This is a genomic window from Pseudomonas faucium, assembly GCF_021602585.1.
Lineage (GTDB): Bacteria > Pseudomonadota > Gammaproteobacteria > Pseudomonadales > Pseudomonadaceae > Aquipseudomonas > Aquipseudomonas faucium.
The window spans coordinates 92,145-112,056 of the sequence record NZ_BQIP01000006.1; the positions used below are offsets into that span (position 1 = coordinate 92,145).

Genomic DNA, 19,912 nt, shown 5'->3' on the forward strand with positions numbered 1-19,912 from the left:
TGCTATTGCTCGAAGCGCTGCACCGGGCTCGCTTCGTGCCACAGCACAGGCAGGACGCTGCTCAGCGACCGAGGCTCGGCACTGCTCCAGAACGCCGCCGGCTGCGCGGGCCCTTCGGCCAGCAGGTCGCGGGCGGCCAGCAGGCGTTGCAGCTGGCGCGCCACGGCAGCACCGGTGTCGATGATCGCCACGTCGGCGGGCACCATGGTCGCCAGCAGCGGGCGCAGGAAGGGGTAATGCGTGCAGCCGAGGATCAGCGTGTCGCAACCGGCGGCCAGCAACGGCTGCACATAGCCTTGCAGCAGCTGGCGCAACGGCGCGCTGTCCAGGTCGCCCGTCTCGATCAACTCGACCAGCCCTGGGCAGGGCTGGGTGACCACCTGCACATCACTGGCGAAACGGTCGAGCAACGCTGCAAACTTGGCGCTTTGCAGGGTGCCGGTGGTGGCCAGTACCCCGACTACGCCAGTACGGGTGGCAGCGGCAGCCGGCTTGACGGCAGGCTCCATGCACACCAGCGGCCAGTCGGGGTAGCGCTCACGCAGGTCGGCCGCCGCCGCCACTGTCGCCGTGTTGCAGGCCAACACCAGGGCCTTGGCCCCCTGGGCGCGGAAGAATTCGGCAATGCGCCGGCAACGCTCGCGGATGTACTCCGGGGATTTCTCGCCATAGGGCACATGGCCGCAATCGGCCACGTAGCGTAGCGATTCGTTGGGCAGTAGGCGCTGGATCTCGGCCAGTACCGACAAGCCGCCGACGCCCGAGTCCATCACGCCGACCGGCGCCGAGCGCTCAAGCATCGCGCTGCCCGCACACGGCGCAGGCCGGGTCGCGCTTGACCCGCAGTTCGCGCAGGCGGGTGCCGAGGGCATCGATCAGCAGCAGCCGGCCCACCAGCGGCTCGCCAAAACCGGCCAGCAACTTCATCGCCTCCAGCGCCTGCAGGCTACCGACCAGGCCGACCAGCGGGCCGATCACCCCTGCCTCGCTGCAGGTCAGCTCGGCTTCGCTGCCATGGCCATACAGGCAGTGGTAGCAAGGGCTGTAGTCACGCCGTGGGTCGAACACCGACAACTGCCCTTCCAGGCGAATCGCCGCGCCGCTGACCAGCGGCTTGCCCTTGGCGAAACAGGCGGCGTTGACCGCCTCGCGGGTGGCGAAGTTGTCGGAGCAGTCGAGCACCAGGTCCACCGCCGCCACGGCGGCGGCCAGGGAATCTTCATCCAGCGCCTGGCGGTGGGCCACCAGGCTGATCTCGGGGTTGATCGCCTGCAGGCGCTGCAGCGCCGAGTCCACCTTGCTCATGCCAACGCTGTCGCTGTCATGCATGACCTGGCGCTGCAGGTTGGTCAGGTCGACGGTATCGAAGTCGGCAAGGTGCAGTTCACCCACCCCCGCCGCGGCCAGGTACAGCGCCACCGGCGAGCCGAGCCCACCCAGCCCGACGATCAGCGCCTTGCTGCGCTTGAGCCGCAGTTGGCCGTCGATATCGACCTGTGCCAGCAGAATCTGCCGGCTGTAACGCAACAGTTCCTGATCGCTCAACATGGCAGACGCCCCAAGGAAATACGTTCATGGCCACCAAGGTCGGTGCGGCTGGCAACCTCGATGAAACCTTGCCCGGCCAGCAGCTCGCGCACGGCCGCAGCCTGGTCGTAACCATGTTCGAGCAGCAGCCAGCCCCCTGGCAACAGGTAACCTGGCGCCTGGCTGACGATCAGCCGCAGGTCGTCCAGGCCGTCGGCCCCGGCGACCAGCGCGCTGCTGGGCTCGAAGCGCACATCGCCAGCGACCAGGTGCGGGTCTTCGGCGGCGATGTAGGGCGGGTTGCTCAGGATCATGTCGAAGCGCTGGCCGGCCAGGTTGCCGAACCAGTGGCTGGCCAGCACCTGCACATTGCCAAGGCCCAGGCGCTGACGATTGCGCTCGGCCAGGGCCACCGCCTCGTCCACCCGGTCCACGGCCGTGACCTGCCAGGCCGGGCATTCGCTGGCCAGGGCCAGGGCGATGGCTCCGGTGCCGGTGCCAAGGTCGAGCACCCGCGCGGGGGCCGCCGGCTGCAGCTCGAGCGCCGTTTCCACCAGCAATTCGGTGTCGGGGCGCGGAATCAGCGTGTGCGGGGCCACCTCCAGGTCGAGCTTCCAGAAGCCCTGCTGCCCGAGGATGTAGGCCACCGGCTCGCCGCCGCGGCGGCGCGCCAGGTAGCCGGCGTAGGTGTCGGCATCTTCACTGCTGACGATGCGCTCGGGCCAGGTGTGCAGGTAGCTGCGCGACTTGCCGATGGCAGCGGCCAGCAGCAGTTCGGCATCCAGGCGCTCGGTCGGCGAGTCTGGCAACTGCGCGTTGCGCAGCAAGCTGGCAATGATGGTCATCAGTCCCCCAGGGCGGCCAGTTGGTCGGCCTGGTATTCGGCCAGCAAAGGTTCGATCACGGCGTCCACACCCCCGGCGAGGATGTCGTCGAGGGAGTACAGGGTCAGGTTGATGCGATGGTCGGTGACCCGGCCCTGTGGGTAGTTGTAGGTGCGGATGCGCTCGGAGCGGTCACCCGACCCCACCAGCAGCTTGCGCTCGCTGGCGATGGCGTTCTGCGCGGCGCTGGTCTGCATGTCGTTGAGCTTGGCCGACAGCCAGGACATGGCGCGCGCACGGTTCTTGTGCTGCGAACGCTCTTCCTGGCACTCGACCACGATGCCGGTAGGCAAGTGGGTGATGCGGATCGCCGAGTCGGTCTTGTTGACGTGCTGGCCGCCGGCACCGGAGGCGCGGTAGGTGTCCACGCGCAGGTCGGCCGGGTTGATCTCGATGGCCACTTGTTCGTCAGGCTCGGGCAGCACCGCCACGGTGCAGGCCGAGGTGTGGATGCGGCCCTGGGATTCGGTTTCCGGCACCCGTTGCACACGGTGCGCGCCAGACTCGAACTTGAGCTTGCCGTACACGCTGTCGCCTTCGACGCGGGCAATGATCTCTTTGTAGCCGCCGTGCTCGCCTTCGTTCTCCGAAAGAATCTCCAGGCGCCAGCCACGCCGCTCGGCGTAGCGCGAATACATGCGGAACAGGTCGCCCGAGAAGATCGCCGCCTCGTCGCCACCGGTGCCGGCGCGGATTTCCAGGAACACGTTGCGCCCGTCGTTGGGGTCCTTGGGCAGCAGCATGCGCTGCAGCTGCGACTCCAGGCCAAGCAGCTGTTCCTTGGCTTCGCGCACCTCGTCCACGGCCATTTCGCGCAGGTCGGGGTCGGCGTCCTTGAGCAGCGCCTGGGCGCCCTCGAGGTCATCCTGCACCTTGCGCCAGGCCTGGTAGGCGCCGATCACCGGCTCTACTTCGGCGTATTCGCGCGAATAGGCGCGAAAGCGCGTCTGGTCGGATATGACTTCGGCGTCACCAAGCAGCGCGGTGAGTTCCTCGAAGCGGTCCTGGAGCGTGTCCAGTTTGTTCAGCAGCGACGCTTTCATTGCGGGGATTTGTCCGTCGAGCCCTCGTTGAGGGCAAAGAGTTCCTGGGCCATGGCCAGCGCATCGAGGCGGCCCTCGGCCGAGAGCTTTTTCAGTTGCACGCTGGGCGCATGCAGGAGTTTGTTGGTCAGCCCCCGGGCCAGTTGGGCCAGTACGTCTTCGGGGTTGCCGCCGTTGGCCAGCAGGCGCTGGGCCTTTTGCAGTTCTTCGTCGCGCAGGCGCTCGCTTTGCTGGCGGTAGGCGCGCAGCACGTCCACCGCGGCCAGCTCGCGCAGGCGCGCCATGAAGTCCTCGGCGCCTACCGACACCAGCTCTTCGGCAGCCTGGGCCGCGCCCTGGCGGCTCTTGAGGTTTTCAGCGACCACTTCGTGCAGGTCATCGACGGTGTACAGGTAGACGTCGTCGAGCTCGCCGACTTCCGGCTCGATGTCGCGCGGCACGGCGATATCGACCATGAAGATCGGCTTGTGCCGGCGCTGCTTCAGCGCGCTTTCCACGGCGCCCTTGCCGAGGATCGGCAACTGGCTGGCGGTGGAGCTGATGACGATGTCGCTGTGGGCCAGCTCCTGGGGAATATCGGCCAGCAGCACGGCATGGGCACCGAACTGCTCGGCGAGGGTGCTGGCCCGCTCCAGGGTACGGTTGGCCACGACGATGCGGCGCACGCCCTGCTCATGCAGGTGGCGGGCAACCAGGGTGATGGTTTCGCCGGCCCCGATCAGCAGCGCCTGGCTGCGGCCCAGGTCGCTGAAGATCTGCTTGGCCAGGCTCACCGCAGCGAAGGCCACCGACACCGGGTTTTCGCCGATCGCGGTGTCGGTGCGCACCTGCTTGGCGGCGCTGAAGGTGGCCTGGAACAGGCGCCCGAGCAGCGGGCCGATGGTGCCGGCCTCACGCGCGACGGCGTAGGCCGACTTCATCTGGCCGAGGATCTGCGGCTCGCCCAGCACCAGCGAGTCGAGGCCCGAAGCCACCCGCATCATGTGCCTGACGGCGTCGTGCTCCTCGTGGACGTAGGCACTGGCGCGCAGCTCGTCCAGGCTCAGCCGGTGGTATTCGGCCAGCCACTTGAGCACAGCGTCGGAAGACAGGTGGTCCTGCTCTATATAGAGCTCGCTGCGGTTGCAGGTGGACAGGATCGCCGCCTCACGGCTGGCGGTCAGTCGGCAGAGCTGCTGCAGGGCGTCGACCAGCTGCTCTGGGGTAAACGCCACGCGCTCGCGTACGTCTACCGAGGCAGTCTTATGGTTGATACCAAGTGCAAGAAAGGCCATGCAAGGTCGCTGGTTGTGACGGGAAGCCGATAATTGTCCTCTTTCGCAGGTTTTAGAACAACCACCGTTCGCTATTGGGCTGATAGCACCTGCCTGGGCGGTGCCCTGCCTAACGCCAGCATCACCCTTCTATCGCTGATAATTCTCGAAGGCCTCACAAGGTATTTCGAACGAGGTTAATGCAATAGTGAAAGAGGCGAGCGGACCAGGCATTGACAGTAGCATGCTCGCCTCAACAAAGCCTGGCAGCCTCACTCTCTGGCCTCCCCCTTCGACCTATCCCCCAGAACCTCCACCCACCCGAATGGTCCGACCCTTACAGCCCCGCGCTGTAAACCACGACCTTCGCAGGTGGGTTTGCCCCCGCGCTTGTGTCATCATGCTCCGACCGCCGGTAAGTCTTCTAAGCCTCCTTATATGAACAGACCTTACGCATTGCTGCTTGCCTTCGCCCTGCTCCAGGGCTGCCAGAGCCTGGCCCCGAAAAGTGCCGAGCCTCCCGTCGCCGAGGCCGGCAAAGGCGAGGCGCAAAAGCCCGTGGTGTATGGGTCGTTCACGCAAGACACGCTGTACAGCCTGCTGGTCGCCGAGCTTGCCGGGCAGCGCAACCGTTTCGACATCGCCCTGGCCAACTACACCGACCAGGCCGCCAAGACCCAGGACCCCGGCGTGTCCGAGCGCGCCTACCGCATCGCCGAGTACCTCGGCGCCGATGAGCCGGCGCTGGACAATGCCCTGGTCTGGGCCCGCAACGACCCGCAGAACCTCGACGCCCAGCGCGCCGCCGCCATCCAGCTGGCGCGCGCCGGCCGCTACGACGACTCCATGACCTATATGGAGAAGGTGCTGCAGGGCCAAGGCGACACCCACTTCGACTTCCTCGCCCTGTCGGCCGCCGAAACCGACCAGAGCACCCGCGACGGCCTGATGCAAAGCTTCGACCGCCTGCTGGTCAAATACCCGGACAACAGCCAACTGGTGTTCGGCAAAGCCTTGCTGTTGAACCAGGACGGCAAGGCCGAAGAGGCCCTGGAGCTGCTCGAAGCACACCCATCGAATGATGGCGAAATCGCCCCGATCCTGCTCCGCGCCCGCCTGCTCCAGGCCCTGGACCGCGGCTCCGAGGCACTGCCGCTGCTGCGCGGGGCGATCCGCGACAACCCCGACGACAAGCGCCTGCGCCTGACCTACGCGCGCACGCTGGTCGAACAGGACCGCATGGCCGACGCCAAGGCCGAGTTCATCAGCCTGGTGCAGGAATACCCCGATGACGACGAGCTGCGTTACTCCCTGGCCCTGGTGTGCCTGGAGAACAAGGACTGGGACGAGGCCGAGAGCTACCTGCGCGAGCTGATCGAACGCGACAGCAACGTCGATGCCGCGCACCTGAACCTGGGCCGTATCGCCGAGGAACGCCACGACCCGGCGGGCGCCCTGCGCGAATATGCCCTGGTCGGCCCCGGCCCCGATTACCTGCCGGCGCAACTGCGCCAGGCCGACATCCTCATCGCCAACGGCCGCGGCACCGAAGCCTCGCGCCAGCTCGCCGCCGCCCGCGAGGCGCAGCCGGAGATCGCCGTCCAGCTCTACCTGATCGAGTCGGAGAGCTACAGCAACAACAACAAGGACGCCCAGGCCAACCAGGTGCTGCAGCAAGCCCTGCAGCACTACCCGGACGACCTCAACCTGCTCTACACCCGCGCCATGCTGGCCGAAAAGCGTGACGACCTGCCGCAGATGGAGAAAGACCTGCGCGCCATCATCGCCCGCGAGCCGGAAAACGCCATGGCCCTGAACGCCCTGGGCTACACCCTGGCTGACCGCACCACCCGCTATGCCGAAGCCAAGGCGCTGATCGACAAGGCCCACCAGCTCACCCCGGACGACCCCGCCGTGCTCGACAGCCTCGGCTGGGTCGCCTATCGCCTGGGCAACCTCGACGAAGCCGAACGCTACCTGCGCCAGGCGCTGGAGCGCTTCCCCGACCATGAAGTGGCCGCCCACCTGGGCGAAGTCCTCTGGGCCAACGGCAAGCGCCGCGAAGCCCGCCAGGTCTGGGCCAAGGCCTTCGAGGCCCAGCCAGACAGCCCTATCCTGCGCAAGACGGTATTGCGCCTGACCGGATCCGAGACCCTTTAACGCCATGTTCTTGCGCCATTGCATCACCTTCACCCTGATTGCCCTGCTGGCCGGCTGTGCCGGCTTCGGTAGCCGCGAAGCCCTGCAGGGCCACGGCGACCCACAGCAGTGGCGTGCCCATAAAGAGCAGTTGAGCAGCCTCGACGGCTGGCAGATCAACGGCAAGGTCGGCATCCGCGCCCCGCGCGACTCCGGCAGCGGCACCTTGTTCTGGCTGCAACGCCAGGACTACTACGACATTCGCCTGGCCGGCCCGCTCGGCCGTGGCGCCGCACGCCTGACCGGCCGCCCCGGCGGCGTGGTGCTGGAAGTGGCCAACCAGGGCCGCTTCGAAGCCACCAGCCCCGAGGCGCTGTTGGAAGAACAGCTCGGCTGGCAACTGCCGGTGTCGCACCTGGTCTGGTGGGTCCGCGGCCTGCCCGCCCCCGACAGCAAGAGCAAGCTGACCCTGGACGGCGACAGCCGCCTGGCCAGCCTCGAGCAGGATGGCTGGCAGGTGCAGTACCTGAGCTACACCGAGCAGAACGGCTACTGGCTGCCCGAGCGCCTGAAGCTGCACGGCAAGGACCTGGACGTGACCCTGGTGGTCAAGGACTGGCAACCTCGCCAGCTGGGGCACTGAGCCATGCACGAACTTACCCTGCCCGCCCCGGCCAAGCTGAATCTGTGGCTGCACATCATCGGCCGCCGCCCCGACGGCTACCACGAGCTGGAAACCGTGTTCCAGTTCCTCGACCACGGCGACGAGCTGACCTTCGCCGTGCGTGACGATGGCGTCATTCACCTGCACACCGAAATCGCGGCGGTGCCCCACGACAGCAACCTGATCGTGCGCGCCGCGCGCAAGTTGCAGGAACAGTCCGGCACGCGCCTGGGCGCCGACATCTGGCTGAACAAGGTATTGCCCATGGGCGGCGGCATCGGCGGCGGCAGCTCGGATGCCGCCACTACCCTGCTGGCACTGGCGCACCTGTGGCAACTGGATTGGGACGAAGATCGCCTGGCAGCGCTGGGCCTGACGCTGGGTGCCGACGTGCCGGTATTCGTGCGCGGCCACGCCGCCTTCGCCCAGGGCGTGGGCGAGCAACTCACCCCGGTCGACCCGCACGAGCCCTGGTATGTCGTGCTGGTGCCGCAAGTGTCTGTCAGCACAGTAGAAATTTTTTCACATCCGCAGTTGACACGTGATTCCCTCCCCCTTAAGATGCGCCCCGTTCCCGAGGGAAACAGTCGAAATGACTGCCAACCGGTGGTAGAGCAGAGTTACCCAGAAGTTCGCAATGCGTTGAATTCATTGGGTAAATTCACAGATGCTCGGCTTACCGGAACTGGAAGTTGTGTGTTTGGGGCCTTCCCAAGCAAAGCCGAAGCTGATAAAGTTCTGGCCCTTCTTTCAGTGACCCAAACAGGGTTTGTGGCGAAAGGAAGCAATGTTTCGATGTTGCATCGCAAGCTGCAAAGTCTGGTCAAGAAGTCGAGTGCCTAGCGCTCGCAGCAACAGATACAGGGGCGTCGCCAAGCGGTAAGGCAGCAGGTTTTGATCCTGCCATGCGTTGGTTCGAATCCAGCCGCCCCTGCCATTTTCCTTATACTCATCCAGGTATACCCTCAGCCTTCAGGTACTGCGCGTGTCCAAGATGATGGTCTTTACGGGGAACGCTAACCCCGATCTGGCTCGGCGTGTCGTACGTCAGCTGCATATCCCTCTCGGTGACGTCTCTGTCGGTAAATTCTCCGACGGCGAGATCAGCACTGAGATCAATGAAAATGTCCGCGGTAAAGACGTCTTCATTATTCAGCCGACCTGTGCCCCGACCAACGATAACCTGATGGAACTGGTAGTGATGGCCGATGCCTTCCGCCGCTCCTCAGCATCCCGAATCACCGCCGTGATTCCTTACTTCGGATATGCCCGCCAGGACCGCCGTCCGCGTTCGGCACGTGTAGCCATCAGCGCCAAAGTCGTCGCTGACATGCTCACTGTCGTCGGTATCGACCGTGTACTCACCGTCGATCTGCACGCTGACCAGATCCAAGGCTTCTTCGATATCCCCGTCGACAACATCTACGGCTCGCCCGTACTGGTTGACGATATCGAAGACCAGCGTTTCGAGAACCTGATGATCGTTTCCCCGGACATCGGTGGTGTCGTGCGCGCACGTGCCGTCGCCAAGTCCCTGGGTGTCGATCTGGGTATCATCGACAAGCGCCGTGAAAAGGCTAACCACTCCGAGGTCATGCACATCATCGGCGACGTCGAAGGGCGCACTTGCATCCTGGTAGACGACATGGTCGACACCGCCGGCACCCTGTGCCACGCGGCCAAGGCCCTGAAAGAACACGGCGCTGCCAAGGTTTACGCCTATTGCACGCACCCTGTCCTGTCGGGCCGCGCGATCGAGAACATCGAGAAGTCGGTACTGGACGAGCTGGTGGTGACCAACACCGTTCCGCTGTCAGCCGCTGCTCAAGCCTGTGACCGTATCCGCCAGCTGGATATCGCACCGGTTGTCGCTGAAGCGGTACGCCGCATCAGCAACGAAGAATCGATCAGCGCGATGTTCCGCTAAGCGGAACCCGTGTTGATGTGAAGCGCCCCGCCCCAGCATTCGTTGGGGCGGGGCTTTTTTGCCATCCCCGTTGGCGCTGGTCGCAAACGCCCTCGGGGGGCTATTTTGGAGAAACAAAATGACTGATTTCACTCTGAACGCCCAAGCGCGTACTGACCTGGGGAAAGGTGCGAGCCGCCGCCTGCGTCACTCGCTGAACATCCCGGCCGTTGTATACGGTGGCGATAAAGAAGCCCAATCCCTGACCATCGTGGCCAAGGAAATCGCCAAGCTGTTCGAAAACGAAGCTGCCTTCAGCCACGTGATCGAACTGAACGTCGACGGCACCAAGCAGAACGTCGTGGTCAAGGCCATGCAGCGCCACCCGGCCAAAGGCTTCATCATGCACGCCGACTTCGTTCGCGTCGTTGCTGGCCAGAAGCTGACCGCCAAGGTTCCGGTTCACTTCGTCGGCGAAGAAGCGCCGGTCAAGAAAGGCGGCGAGATCTCCCACGTCGTTTCCGAGATCGAAGTTTCCTGCGAAGCCAAAGACCTGCCAGAGTTCATCGAAGTTGACCTGGCCAAGGCTGAAATCGGCACCATCATCCACCTGTCGGACCTGAAAGCTCCGAAAGGCGTAGAGTTCGTCGCTCTGGCCCACGGTGATGACAAAGCTGTTGCCAACGTTCACGCTCCACGCGTTGCACCAGAAGCTGAAGCAGGCGCCGCTGAGTAATCCACTCGCGCGCCGGTGTTGATCGGGTTACAGTGCCGCGCGCCCTGTAACCCACCAACTCCAAGGAAGAGCCCCTGACGTGACCGCCATCCAGTTGATCGTTGGCCTGGGTAACCCCGGCCCCGAATACGAACAGACCCGGCATAACGCAGGGGCTCTTTTCGTTGAACGCATTGCCAGCGCCCAGCGCGTCTGCTTGACCGCTGACCGCAAGTATTTCGGCCTGACGGCTAAATTCAGCCATCAGGGCAACGACGTTCGTCTGCTCATCCCCACCACCTACATGAACCGTAGCGGCCAGTCCGTGGCGGCCTTGGCCAATTTCTTCCGCATCAAGCCGGAAGCGATCCTGGTGGCGCATGACGAACTCGACCTGCCTCCGGGCGTCGCCAAGCTCAAGCGCGGCGGTGGCCATGGTGGGCACAACGGCCTGCGCGACATCATCGCGCAGCTCGGCAACCAGAACGACTTCCACCGCCTGCGGCTTGGCATTGGCCACCCGGGCGACGCCAAACTGGTCTCCAACTTCGTCCTGGGCCGCGCGCCGCGCGCCGAGCAGGAGAAGCTCGACGCCAGCATCGATTTTGCCCTCGGCGTGCTGCCGGATGTGCTCGCCGGCGATTTCGCCAAGGCGATGCGCGAGCTGCACAGCCAGAAGGCCTGATTTCCTAGAGAGGGGAATACCCATGGGTTTCAATTGCGGCATCGTCGGCCTGCCCAACGTCGGCAAGTCCACCCTGTTCAACGCCCTGACCAAGTCTGGCATCGCGGCGGAGAACTTCCCTTTCTGCACCATCGAGCCGAACAGCGGCATCGTGCCGATGCCCGACGCGCGCCTGGCGGCGCTGGCGGAAATCGTCAAGCCCAACCGCATCCTGCCGACCACCATGGAGTTCGTCGACATCGCAGGCCTGGTGGCCGGTGCTTCGAAGGGTGAAGGCCTGGGCAACAAGTTCCTCGCCAACATCCGCGAGACCGACGCCATCGCCCACGTGGTGCGCTGCTTCGAAGACGAGAACGTGATTCACGTTTCCAACAGCGTCGACCCCAAGCGCGACATCGAGATCATCGACCTGGAGCTGATCTTCGCCGACCTCGACAGCTGCGAGAAGCAACTGCAGAAGGTTGCCCGCAACGCCAAGGGCGGCGACAAGGACGCCCTGGCGCAGAAGGCCATCCTGGAAAAACTGATCCCGCACTTCACCGAAGGCAAGCCGGCGCGCAGCCTGATGAAGAACATGGCTGACGACGAGAAGGCCGTCATCCGTGGCTTCCACCTGCTGACCAGCAAGCCTGTGATGTACATCGCCAACGTTGCCGAAGACGGCTTCGACAACAACCCGCACCTGGACGTGGTCAAGGCCATCGCCGAGGAAGAAGGCGCGGTGGTGGTGCCGGTGTGCAACAAGATCGAAGCCGAAATCGCCGAGCTCGACGACGGCGAGGAAAAGGACATGTTCCTCGAGGCCCTGGGCCTGGAAGAGCCTGGCCTGAACCGCGTGATCCGCGCCGGTTACGAGCTGCTGAACCTGCAGACCTACTTCACTGCCGGCGTGCAGGAAGTGCGTGCCTGGACCGTGCGCGTCGGCGCCACCGCGCCGCAGGCCGCTGGCGTGATCCACACCGACTTCGAAAAAGGCTTCATCCGCGCCGAAGTGGTGGCCTATGACGACTTCATCCAGTTCAAGGGTGAAAGCGGTGCCAAGGAAGCCGGCAAATGGCGCCTGGAAGGCAAGGACTACATCGTCAAGGACGGCGATGTGATGCACTTCCGCTTCAACGTATAACGCAACACCTGCGGCGCCCCCTTCGCCGGCAAGCCGGCTTCCACAGCAATGGCACTGTCCTCGAGAACAGTGACCAACCTGTGGGAGCCGGCTTGCCGGCGAAGGGGGCGCCGCCGTTTCCGCCCTCCGTACACTAAGCTGACTCTCGGAAGAGCCCAGCGCGGTTGATGCGCCCTCTTCCCGGAGCCTCGACCATGCCTCAAACCCCACCCCGCCCCCGCTTCGACTGGCAACGCTGGTTACCCGGCCTGGCCACCCTCATGCATTACCAGCTGGCCTGGCTGCCCAAGGACATCGCCGCAGGCCTTGTACTGACCACCATGCTGGTGCCCGTGGGCATCGCCTACGCCGAAGCGTCCGGGGTTCCCGGCATCTATGGCCTCTACGCCACCATCATCCCGCTGCTGGCCTACGCCCTGTTCGGCCCCAGCCGCATCCTCGTGCTCGGCCCGGACTCGGCATTGGCTGCGCCGATCCTGGCCGTGGTGGTGCAATACGCGGCCAGCGACCCGCAGCGAGCGATCGCCATCGCCAGCATGATGGCCCTGGTGGCCGGCGCCTTCTGCGTGATCGCCGGGTTGCTGCGCCTGGGCTTCATCACCGAATTGCTGTCCAAACCGATCCGCTATGGCTACATGAATGGCATCGCCCTGACCGTGCTGATCAGCCAGCTGCCCAAGCTGTTCGGCCTTTCCGTCGACAGCCAAGGGCCGCTTCGCGACCTCTGGCACCTGGCCCAGGCGTTGTTGGCTGGGAAAGGGCACTGGCCGAGTTTTGCCATTGGCGCCGGGTGCCTCGCGCTGATCCTGTTGCTCAAGCCGTTCAAGCGCCTGCCAGGCATCCTGATCGCCGTGGTGCTGGCGACGTTGGCGGTGAGCCTGTTCAAGCTCGACCAGCTCGGCGTGAAAGTGCTCGGCCAACTGCCGCAGGGGCTGCCGAGCCTGGTCTTGCCCTGGGTGACCGACATCGACCTGGTGGAGGTGCTGCTGGGCGGCATCGCCGTGGCCCTGGTGTCGTTCGCCGACACCAGCGTGCTGTCACGCACCTACGCGGCGCGCCTTAAGACCCCGGTCGACCCGAACCAGGAGATGTTCGGCCTGGGCGTGGCGAACCTGGCTGCCGGCCTGTTCCAGGGCATCCCCATCAGCAGCAGTTCGTCGCGTACACCGGTGGCGGAAGCGGCGGGCTCGAAAACCCAGCTGACCGGCATCATCGGTGCGCTGGCGGTCACCCTGCTGCTGCTGGTGGCACCCAACCTGATGCAGCACCTGCCCACCAGCGCACTGGCCGCCGTGGTGATTGCCGCGGCGCTGGGGCTGTTCGAGTTTGCCGACCTCAAGCGCATCTTCCGCATGCAGCAATGGGAATTCTGGCTGTCGTTCACCTGCTTCGTCGGGGTTGCGGTGTTCGGTGCCATCCCCGGCATCTGCATTGCCGTGGCGATCTCGGTGATCGAGTTTCTCTGGGACGGCTGGCGCCCGCATTACGCCGTGCTCGGGCGGGTCGACGGCACCCGCGGTTACCATGACGTGCAACGTTATCCACAGGCGCGGCGCATCCCGGGGTTCGTGCTGCTGCGCTGGGATGCGCCGCTGTTCTTTGCCAATGCCGAGCAGTTTCAGAACACGGTGCTGGGCGCCGTGGATGAGTCCCCTACCCCGGTGCAACGGTTGGTGATCGCGGCGGAGCCTGTAACCAGCATCGACGTCACCTCCGCCGACATGCTCGCCGAGCTGGACCGGGCGCTGGAGGCACGCGGGGTGGAGCTGCAGTTTGCCGAGATGAAAGACCCGGTGAAGGACAAGATGAAGCGGTTCGGGTTGTTCCAGCACATGGGCGAGACCGCGTTCCACCCCACTGTCGGGGCTGCTGTGGATGCTTATCTGGAAGAGGCCGGGGTGGACTGGAAGCCCTAGGTTGGCAGTCCCGGCCCTATCGCCGGCAAGCCGGCTCCCACAGGTGAGCAAGGCGCTATACCTGTGGGAGCCGGCTTGCCGGCGATAGGGCCGGAACGGGCAACTAAACAGCCCGCACCCTGCGCCGATCGATCCAGCTCACCATGGCACTGGCATACACCGACACCGCAAGAAACAACGCCATGCGCACGGCAAAGGCCCGGTACACATCCTGCCCTCCCGCACTGTCCTGCACTGATTGCCCCAGCAATATCAGCATCGTCGTCAGGCAACTCACCCAGTAACCCGGGCTATGCCGGGTCGCCACCACGCGGTACAGCCGCCGCGCCTGCCACAAGGTGAACAGCAGCACCCAGAGGAAAAACATCCACAGGTGCACGAACACACTCAACGCCCCCCACATCAGTATCGCAAGCACCCCGGCCAGCAAGGTCGAGCCAATCAGCTCGCGGCTGGCGTGGCGGGCGCGGGTTTCCTCGGCCTGCTGGCCCAGGCTCACCGACTTCATGATCAGTGGCATGAACGAGTCCGGCGCAATCAGCGCCAGCAGAAACGCCGGCATGACGATCAGCGTGGCGCGCAGGGCGACCCAGCTCACATCCGCGCTGGCAAGCGACGGCGGCGACGGCTGTGCAGGCGCATCCAGGGGCTCGGGAAACAGCACGTGGGCAACTGCGCTCCCGAGCACCGCCAGCAACATGCCCTTGGCCAACGCCTCGACCACCGACAAAGCCAGGGTGAAATCGCCGGTGCCGGCTGCAGCGATCATGGTCAGGCCGATCACCAGCAGGTTGGCCAGCAGGCCATTGCCCCCCTTGAGCGCATAGCGCAGCACCAGGAACACGCCGACGCCGACCAGCAGCACCCCACTCACCGGCGCGTGGCGCAGCAGCGGAATCAGCAACAGGCCGCTGCCGCAAGCGAGCAGCACCAGTACGGCCAGCAGCGGTGCAGCGCGCAAGGGCAGCGGCTGGCTGCGCATGGCCAGCAGCAACAGCGCGAACACCGGCGCCAGGATCGGTATTGGCAACCCCAGGCCGAAGCTCGCCGCCAGGCACAGCGCCACGCCCCAGGCCAGGCGCAGCGCACGCAGGCGGCGCAGCTCAATAGGCATAGGCCAGCCAGCTCATCAGCCACATGAACAGCCGGCCCAGCAGGTTCAGCGGGTTGCCCTCGCCGGGCAATGCCATGACTTCTGCCTGGCCGCCCACGCGCAGGCCGGAGCGGTCCTGCAACTGGTCGCGGTCGAGTTCGACGATCACCGGAAAGCGCTGCGCCGAGCGCAACCACTCGCGGCTGTTCTGCACCGTCGGCAAGCTGCCCGGTGGCGTGCTCTGGCCAACGCTCACGCCATAGCCGATGCTGCGCACCCGCCCTTTCAGCACTTGGCCCGGCATCGAATCGAGCACCACCAGCACCGGCACCCCCGGGCGCAGCCGGCCCAGGTTGTTCTCGGTCATGTCGGCACTGATCCACACGTCATGGATGGCGATCAGGGTCATCATCGGCGTGCCGGCGCCCACGTAGTGGCCGACGTCGGTACGCAGGTCGGTGATCAGCCCGTTGGCTTCAGCACGCACCACGGTGCGGGCAAGGTCCAGCCGGGCCTTTTCGACAGTGGCCGCCGCGCTGCGCAGCTGTGCGTTGTCGGCCTCGCCACCGCCTTGCTGTTCACGCGCCCGGGCCACTTCGGCGCGGGCCGATGCCACCTTGCTGATGGCCTGGTCGCGGGTGGCCTGGGCGCCTTCCAGGCGGCGCACCGACACCGTGCCCGGGTCTTCCTCGATCAGCCGCTTGAGCCGCTCGGCATCCTGGCGCGCCTTGCGCTCGTTGGCCTGGGCCGCCAGCAGCGCCGCCTGGGCCGAATCGATGCCGGCGGTGTTGGCACCGATCTGCCGGCGCACGGTATCGAGGTCGGCCTCGGCGCGCGCCAGGGCGATACGGTACTGCTCCTGGTCCAGTTCGAACAACACGTCGCCGCGCTGCACCTCCTGGTTGTTGCCCACCGCCACGCGCGTGACCGCCCCGGCGACCTCGGCCGCCACCGGCACCACGTAGGCCTGCAGGCGGGCCTGCTGGGTATAGGGTGTGAAGCGGTCGGCGAGCAGGTACCAGACCAGGCTCACGACGATGACCAACAGCACCCAGCGCATGCCGCGGTCCGGGGCTGGGGCGTGTGCGGGGGGCGTTTGCTTGTTGTCGCTCATTGGCTTCCACCCTGTTCAGGGGCGTCGAGCAGATCGCCCCAGTCGGTACGTTGTTGCATCTGCTGACGCGTTGCGGGGTCGATGGGCGCGTGGCGGGTATCCCAGCCGCCGCCCAGCGCCTTGTACAAATTCACCAGGCTGCTCACCGCATTGCCGCGGCTGACCAGGTAGCCATCCTGCTGCTGCAGCAACAGTTGCTGGGCATCGAGCACGCGCTGGAAGTCGGCGAAGCCTTCGCGGTATTGCGAGCTGGCCAGGTTCAACGAGCGCTGCGCCGCCTGCGAAGCATCCTGGCGGATGGTTGCACTCTGCAGCGAGCGCACCAGGCCGCTGGCGGCATCGTCGGCCTCGCGCGCCGCTTCGCGCACGCCCTGGTGGTACAGCTCGAGCAGTTGCTGCAGGCGCGCATCCTCCACGCGCACGGCGTTCTTGCGCCGGCCGTAGTCGAACGGGTTCCAGATCAGGCTCGGCCCGGCTGCCAGGTCGAAGCTGTTGGGCAGGTGGCTGGCCGAGGCGAAGCTCCAGCCGATGCTGCCGAGCAGGCTGATCTGTGGATAAAGGTCCGCTTCGGCGACCCCGACCAGGGCCGACTGCGCCGCCACTGCCTGCTCGGCGGCGCGCACATCCGGGCGGCGCAGCAGCAGGTTGGCGGGTACGTCCTGCAGCACGGCGCGGTCGGGCAGCGGCAACTGGCCGTGCCGCGCCTGCAGCTCCGGCAGCGGCCCAGGCGGGCGGCCGAGCAGCGAGCAGAGCACGTTATGCAGGGCATTGAGCTGGTTCTCGAACTCGGGGATGGTGGCCTGGGTGGCCAGGTACTGGGTGCGCGCCTGCTGCCAGTCCAGCTCGTCGTTCTCGCCGTGGCGGAACAGCCGTTCGGTGATTTCCAGGCTACGCGCCTGGCGCCTGGCGTTCTCCACGGCAATCGCCAGGCGCGCTTCGGTGGTGCGCACGGCGAAGTAGGTATCGGCCACCTGGGCACGCAGCAGCACCATGGCGTCGGCGTAGTTGGCCTGGGAGGCGAAGTAGGCCGCGTCGGCGCTTTCGATGGCGCGGCTGAAGCGCCCCCAGAAGTCGATTTCCCAGCCGATGTCGAAGCCCGCGCTGGACTGCCAGAACACCGAGTCGCGGGCGCTGGCGGTACCCGACTGGTTCTGCTTGAGGTACAGGCTTTGCGCACGCAGCTGCTGCAGCTGTGGATAACGCCCGGTCTGCACGATGGCCAGCTGGGCGCGGGCCTCGGCGATGCGCAGGCCGGCAACCCGCAGGTTGCTGTTGTGGGCGTCGGCTTCGGCGATCAGTGCATCCAGGGTAGGGTCGGCGAACACCGCCCACCACTGCTGCAGGTCTGGCGCCGCGGCGGGCCGCCCGGCCTGGTCCAGCAGTGGCGTGTTCCAGCTCGCCAGCCAAGGGTCCTGCGGCGGCTGGAAATCCGGGCCGACCTGGGTGCAGCCGGCCAGCAGGGCAAGCAGGCTGACGGCATGGCACGCAGCAGGCCAGGTGCCGCGATGCCTCACGCGCCCGGCTCGGCAGGGGTTTCCGGTACCTGCAGCGCCACCCACTGCCAGAACAGCACGTAGGTCACGCCGAGAATCACCGGGCCGATGAACAGGCCGATGATGCCCTTGACCACCATGCCGCCCAACGCCCCGATCAGCACCACCGGCATCGGCACATCCACCCCGCGCCCCAGCAGCATCGGCTTGAGCACGTTGTCGGCAAGGCCGGCGACGAAGGTGTAGATGGCGAAGAAGATGGTCGCGGCGGTGAAACCCTCGGCATGAAACACATACAGGATCACCGGCAGCGTGACCAAGGTCGCCGGCGCCTGGGCAATGCCCAGCATGAGCACGGCGATGGCCAGCATCCCGGCCCCGGGCACGCCCTTGACCACGAAGCCGACGCCGATCAGCAGCATCTGGATGAAGGCGATGCCGATCACCCCCTGGGCCACCGCGCGAATGGTCGCGGTGCACAACTTGGCCAGCGGCTTGCCGCGCTCCTCACCGGAAACGCGCATGGCAATGCGTTGCGAGGCGATCTCGCCACGGGCGCCGAAGGCCATGATCACCCCGGAGATGATGATCGCCCCGATGAACAGCAAAAAGGCTGCGCCCGCGCTGGCTGCAGCGCCGAGCACCGTCAGCCCCGCGCCCTTCAGATAGGGCATCAGGTTGTTCATGATCGGCGCCAGGCTCTGCGAGGCCGACAGCCAGAAGGCATGCAGCTTCGGCCCGATCAACGGCCAGCTGGCCACCGAGTCGGGCGGCGTCGGCACGCTCCAGGCGCCGCTCTTGAGCAGGGTCACCAGGCTGTCCACCGATTCGCCGATGGACACCACCACCAGGTAGATCGGCACCAGCAGCACCACCAGCACCAGCAGCACCACCAGGGTCGCCGCGTAGCCGTCCTTGAGCCCGGTGCCGTTCTTGATGCGCTGCTGCAAGGGGTACAGCGTGACCGCCAGGATCACCGCCCACAGCATCAGTTCGAGAAATGGCTGGAACACCTGGAAGGAGAAGATCACCAACGTGGCAACCAACCCCGCCTTGATCAGCACATCGAGCAGGCCCCGCGACAGCGCGCTGTCCAGCTTGAATCCTTGTTGCATGGTTGAATCTCCAGACATACAGGGCGCCATGTGGCGCCATTCATTCGCCCGTTCCGGGTGCACCCTGGGGGTCAGGGCTGTCCCGCAATTGACGCGCCAGGGCCAGCATCACCACCGGCACCACGGCCATCGACAGGGTGATGGCGAGCACCAGCAGGTCGTGCACCTGCCGCGTCAGCACCTGATGATCGAGCGCCAGCTTGAACACCACGAAGGCGAATTCACCGCCCGATGCCAGCACCACGCCCAGGCACAGCGCCTGCGGCCGGTTCAGCCCGCCGGCAGAGCGCCCCAGGGCGAACAACAGCGGCATCTTCACGCTGACCAGCAGCAGGGTCAGCCCAAGCACCGCCAGGGGCATGGAGAACAGCAGACGCAGGTCGGCGCTCATGCCCACGCCGACGAAGAACAGCCCCAGCAGCAAGCCCTTGAGTGGTTCGATCTGGGTTTCCAGCTCATGGCGAAATGGCGATTCGGCCATCAGCACCCCGGCCAGGAAGGCGCCCAGGGCCATGGACACCCCGACATGCTCCATCACCCAGGCGGTGCCCAGCACCACCAGCAATGCAGTGGCAGTGGACAGCTCGGGCAGCCCGGAGCCGACGGTCCATTTGAACACCGGCGTCAGCAGGTAACGGCCCGTGATGATCACCACGCCAATGCCAGCGGCAACCGCCAGCATCGGCCAGTTGCGTTCGTCGGCCACGCTGGCGCCGCCGCCGAGCAGCGGCACCACGGCAATCAGCGGGATCGCGGCGATGTCCTGGAACAGCAGGATGGCCACGGCCAAGCGGCCGTGCGGCTTGCCCAAGTCCTTGCGCTCGGCCAGCACTTGCAGGCCGAAGGCGGTGGACGACAGCGCCAGGCCCACGCCCAGCACGATCGCCGCCGCCTTCGACTGGCCGAACAGCCAGTACGCCAGCGCGCCCAGCACCACGGCCGTCAGCCCCACCTGCAGCGAGCCGATGCCGAACAACGCCCGGCGCATGGTCCACAAGCGGCGGGGCGAGAGCTCCAGGCCGATCACGAACAACAGCATGACCACGCCCATTTCCGAGAGGCGGGCGACGTTGTCCGGGTTGCCCAGCAAGCCAAGGACCGAAGGCCCAATCAGAATGCCGGCCAGCAGGTAGCCGGGCACTGCGCCCATTTTCAAGCGTTGCGCCAGCGGTACCAGAAGCACCACGGCCAACAGGAAAACGACTGTCGCCTGTAGCAGGCTGCCATCGTGCGGCATCGATC

18 protein-coding genes and 1 tRNA gene are annotated in these 19,912 nt (G+C 65.8%); 9 read left to right on the forward strand and 10 right to left on the reverse strand.

The genetic code is table 11. The features are described 5' to 3' along the window. Positions 1-2: 2 nt before the first annotated feature. The 5 genes from murI to hemA are packed head-to-tail and all read right to left on the reverse strand — an operon-like array spanning position 3 to position 4,728. Entirely contained in the window at positions 3-800 is a 798-nt protein-coding gene (gene murI, locus L6D75_RS09385; protein WP_176512166.1) for a glutamate racemase, read from the reverse strand. Continuing rightward, positions 793-1,548 (reverse strand): molybdopterin-synthase adenylyltransferase MoeB, encoded by a 756-nt coding sequence (locus L6D75_RS09390; protein ID WP_176512167.1) that lies wholly within the window; start codon positions 1,546-1,548, stop codon positions 793-795. Before L6D75_RS09390 ends, murI begins: the two co-directional genes overlap by 8 nt. After that, positions 1,542-2,372, reverse strand: coding sequence for a peptide chain release factor N(5)-glutamine methyltransferase (gene prmC, locus L6D75_RS09395; protein WP_176512168.1), 831 nt, complete (start codon positions 2,370-2,372; stop codon positions 1,542-1,544). Before prmC ends, L6D75_RS09390 begins: the two co-directional genes overlap by 7 nt. Then, positions 2,372-3,454, reverse strand: a complete 1,083-nt coding sequence (prfA, locus tag L6D75_RS09400) for a peptide chain release factor 1 (protein WP_176512169.1) — start codon at positions 3,452-3,454, stop codon at positions 2,372-2,374. The genes prmC and prfA overlap by 1 nt, the downstream gene beginning before the upstream one ends. Continuing rightward, positions 3,451-4,728 (reverse strand): glutamyl-tRNA reductase, encoded by a 1,278-nt coding sequence (hemA, locus tag L6D75_RS09405; protein WP_176512170.1) that lies wholly within the window; start codon positions 4,726-4,728, stop codon positions 3,451-3,453. Before hemA ends, prfA begins: the two co-directional genes overlap by 4 nt. Before the next feature lie 417 nt (positions 4,729-5,145). Between hemA and L6D75_RS09410 the strand changes: the two genes are divergently transcribed. The 9 genes from L6D75_RS09410 (at position 5,146) to L6D75_RS09450 (ending at position 13,855) form a co-directional block, all read left to right on the forward strand. Continuing rightward, positions 5,146-6,867 carry a tetratricopeptide repeat protein gene (locus L6D75_RS09410; protein WP_176512171.1) on the forward strand — a complete coding sequence of 574 codons (1,722 nt, stop codon included), beginning with the start codon at positions 5,146-5,148 and terminating at the stop codon, positions 6,865-6,867. Between the two features lie 4 nt (positions 6,868-6,871). Next, positions 6,872-7,489, forward strand: a complete 618-nt coding sequence (gene lolB, locus L6D75_RS09415; protein ID WP_176512172.1) for a lipoprotein insertase outer membrane protein LolB — start codon at positions 6,872-6,874, stop codon at positions 7,487-7,489. Positions 7,490-7,492: 3 nt separating this feature from the next. Beyond that, positions 7,493-8,353, forward strand: a complete 861-nt coding sequence (gene ispE / locus L6D75_RS09420; RefSeq protein ID WP_176512173.1) for a 4-(cytidine 5'-diphospho)-2-C-methyl-D-erythritol kinase — start codon at positions 7,493-7,495, stop codon at positions 8,351-8,353. Between the two features lie 19 nt (positions 8,354-8,372). Next, a tRNA-Gln gene (locus L6D75_RS09425) sits at positions 8,373-8,447 on the forward strand. A 48-nt stretch (positions 8,448-8,495) separates the two neighbouring features. Continuing rightward, entirely contained in the window at positions 8,496-9,437 is a 942-nt protein-coding gene (locus L6D75_RS09430) for a ribose-phosphate pyrophosphokinase (protein WP_003247410.1), read from the forward strand. A 118-nt stretch (positions 9,438-9,555) separates the two neighbouring features. Then, complete coding sequence (locus L6D75_RS09435; RefSeq protein ID WP_176512174.1) at positions 9,556-10,152, forward strand: 50S ribosomal protein L25/general stress protein Ctc; 597 nt, start codon at positions 9,556-9,558, stop codon at positions 10,150-10,152. A 79-nt stretch (positions 10,153-10,231) separates the two neighbouring features. Next, complete coding sequence (pth, locus tag L6D75_RS09440) at positions 10,232-10,816, forward strand: aminoacyl-tRNA hydrolase (RefSeq protein WP_176512175.1); 585 nt, start codon at positions 10,232-10,234, stop codon at positions 10,814-10,816. Between the two features lie 22 nt (positions 10,817-10,838). Then, a complete protein-coding gene (gene ychF, locus L6D75_RS09445; protein WP_023629554.1) occupies positions 10,839-11,939 on the forward strand; it encodes a redox-regulated ATPase YchF in 1,101 nt (366 codons plus the stop codon). 194 nt (positions 11,940-12,133) lie between these two features. After that, positions 12,134-13,855 carry a SulP family inorganic anion transporter gene (locus L6D75_RS09450; RefSeq protein ID WP_176512176.1) on the forward strand — a complete coding sequence of 574 codons (1,722 nt, stop codon included), beginning with the start codon at positions 12,134-12,136 and terminating at the stop codon, positions 13,853-13,855. Between the two features lie 103 nt (positions 13,856-13,958). On the opposite strand, the gene L6D75_RS09455 is transcribed toward L6D75_RS09450, so the two are convergent. The 5 genes from L6D75_RS09455 to L6D75_RS09475 are packed head-to-tail and all read right to left on the reverse strand — an operon-like array spanning position 13,959 to position 19,907. Continuing rightward, positions 13,959-14,969, reverse strand: coding sequence for a DUF2955 domain-containing protein (locus L6D75_RS09455; protein WP_176512177.1), 1,011 nt, complete (start codon positions 14,967-14,969; stop codon positions 13,959-13,961). Further along, complete coding sequence (locus L6D75_RS09460) at positions 14,959-16,062, reverse strand: HlyD family secretion protein (RefSeq protein ID WP_176512178.1); 1,104 nt, start codon at positions 16,060-16,062, stop codon at positions 14,959-14,961. Before L6D75_RS09460 ends, L6D75_RS09455 begins: the two co-directional genes overlap by 11 nt. After that, complete coding sequence (locus tag L6D75_RS09465) at positions 16,059-17,576, reverse strand: efflux transporter outer membrane subunit (protein ID WP_176512179.1); 1,518 nt, start codon at positions 17,574-17,576, stop codon at positions 16,059-16,061. Before L6D75_RS09465 ends, L6D75_RS09460 begins: the two co-directional genes overlap by 4 nt. Beyond that, on the reverse strand, positions 17,573-18,670 hold the full coding sequence (locus tag L6D75_RS09470; protein ID WP_176512180.1) for an AI-2E family transporter: 1,098 nt from the start codon (positions 18,668-18,670) through the stop codon (positions 17,573-17,575). The genes L6D75_RS09465 and L6D75_RS09470 overlap by 4 nt, the downstream gene beginning before the upstream one ends. 40 nt (positions 18,671-18,710) lie before the next feature. Then, positions 18,711-19,907 carry a monovalent cation:proton antiporter-2 (CPA2) family protein gene (locus L6D75_RS09475; RefSeq protein ID WP_176512181.1) on the reverse strand — a complete coding sequence of 399 codons (1,197 nt, stop codon included), beginning with the start codon at positions 19,905-19,907 and terminating at the stop codon, positions 18,711-18,713. Positions 19,908-19,912: the final 5 nt, after the last annotated feature.

Excerpts from the sequence above, each read along its gene's own strand:
- murI (WP_176512166.1), bottom strand. The coding sequence starts at position 800 with ATGCTTGAGCGCTCGGCGCCGGTCGGCGTGATGGACTCGGGCGTCGGC.
- L6D75_RS09390 (WP_176512167.1), bottom strand. The coding sequence starts at position 1,548 with ATGTTGAGCGATCAGGAACTGTTGCGTTACAGCCGGCAGATTCTGCTG.
- prmC (WP_176512168.1), bottom strand. The coding sequence starts at position 2,372 with ATGACCATCATTGCCAGCTTGCTGCGCAACGCGCAGTTGCCAGACTCG.
- prfA (WP_176512169.1), bottom strand. The coding sequence starts at position 3,454 with ATGAAAGCGTCGCTGCTGAACAAACTGGACACGCTCCAGGACCGCTTC.
- hemA (WP_176512170.1), bottom strand. The coding sequence starts at position 4,728 with ATGGCCTTTCTTGCACTTGGTATCAACCATAAGACTGCCTCGGTAGAC.
- L6D75_RS09410 (WP_176512171.1), top strand. The coding sequence starts at position 5,146 with ATGAACAGACCTTACGCATTGCTGCTTGCCTTCGCCCTGCTCCAGGGC.
- lolB (WP_176512172.1), top strand. The coding sequence starts at position 6,872 with ATGTTCTTGCGCCATTGCATCACCTTCACCCTGATTGCCCTGCTGGCC.
- ispE (WP_176512173.1), top strand. The coding sequence starts at position 7,493 with ATGCACGAACTTACCCTGCCCGCCCCGGCCAAGCTGAATCTGTGGCTG.
- L6D75_RS09435 (WP_176512174.1), top strand. The coding sequence starts at position 9,556 with ATGACTGATTTCACTCTGAACGCCCAAGCGCGTACTGACCTGGGGAAA.
- ychF (WP_023629554.1), top strand. The coding sequence starts at position 10,839 with ATGGGTTTCAATTGCGGCATCGTCGGCCTGCCCAACGTCGGCAAGTCC.
- L6D75_RS09450 (WP_176512176.1), top strand. The coding sequence starts at position 12,134 with ATGCCTCAAACCCCACCCCGCCCCCGCTTCGACTGGCAACGCTGGTTA.
- L6D75_RS09455 (WP_176512177.1), bottom strand. The coding sequence starts at position 14,969 with ATGCCTATTGAGCTGCGCCGCCTGCGTGCGCTGCGCCTGGCCTGGGGC.
- L6D75_RS09460 (WP_176512178.1), bottom strand. The coding sequence starts at position 16,062 with ATGAGCGACAACAAGCAAACGCCCCCCGCACACGCCCCAGCCCCGGAC.
- L6D75_RS09470 (WP_176512180.1), bottom strand. The coding sequence starts at position 18,670 with ATGCAACAAGGATTCAAGCTGGACAGCGCGCTGTCGCGGGGCCTGCTC.
- L6D75_RS09475 (WP_176512181.1), bottom strand. The coding sequence starts at position 19,907 with ATGCCGCACGATGGCAGCCTGCTACAGGCGACAGTCGTTTTCCTGTTG.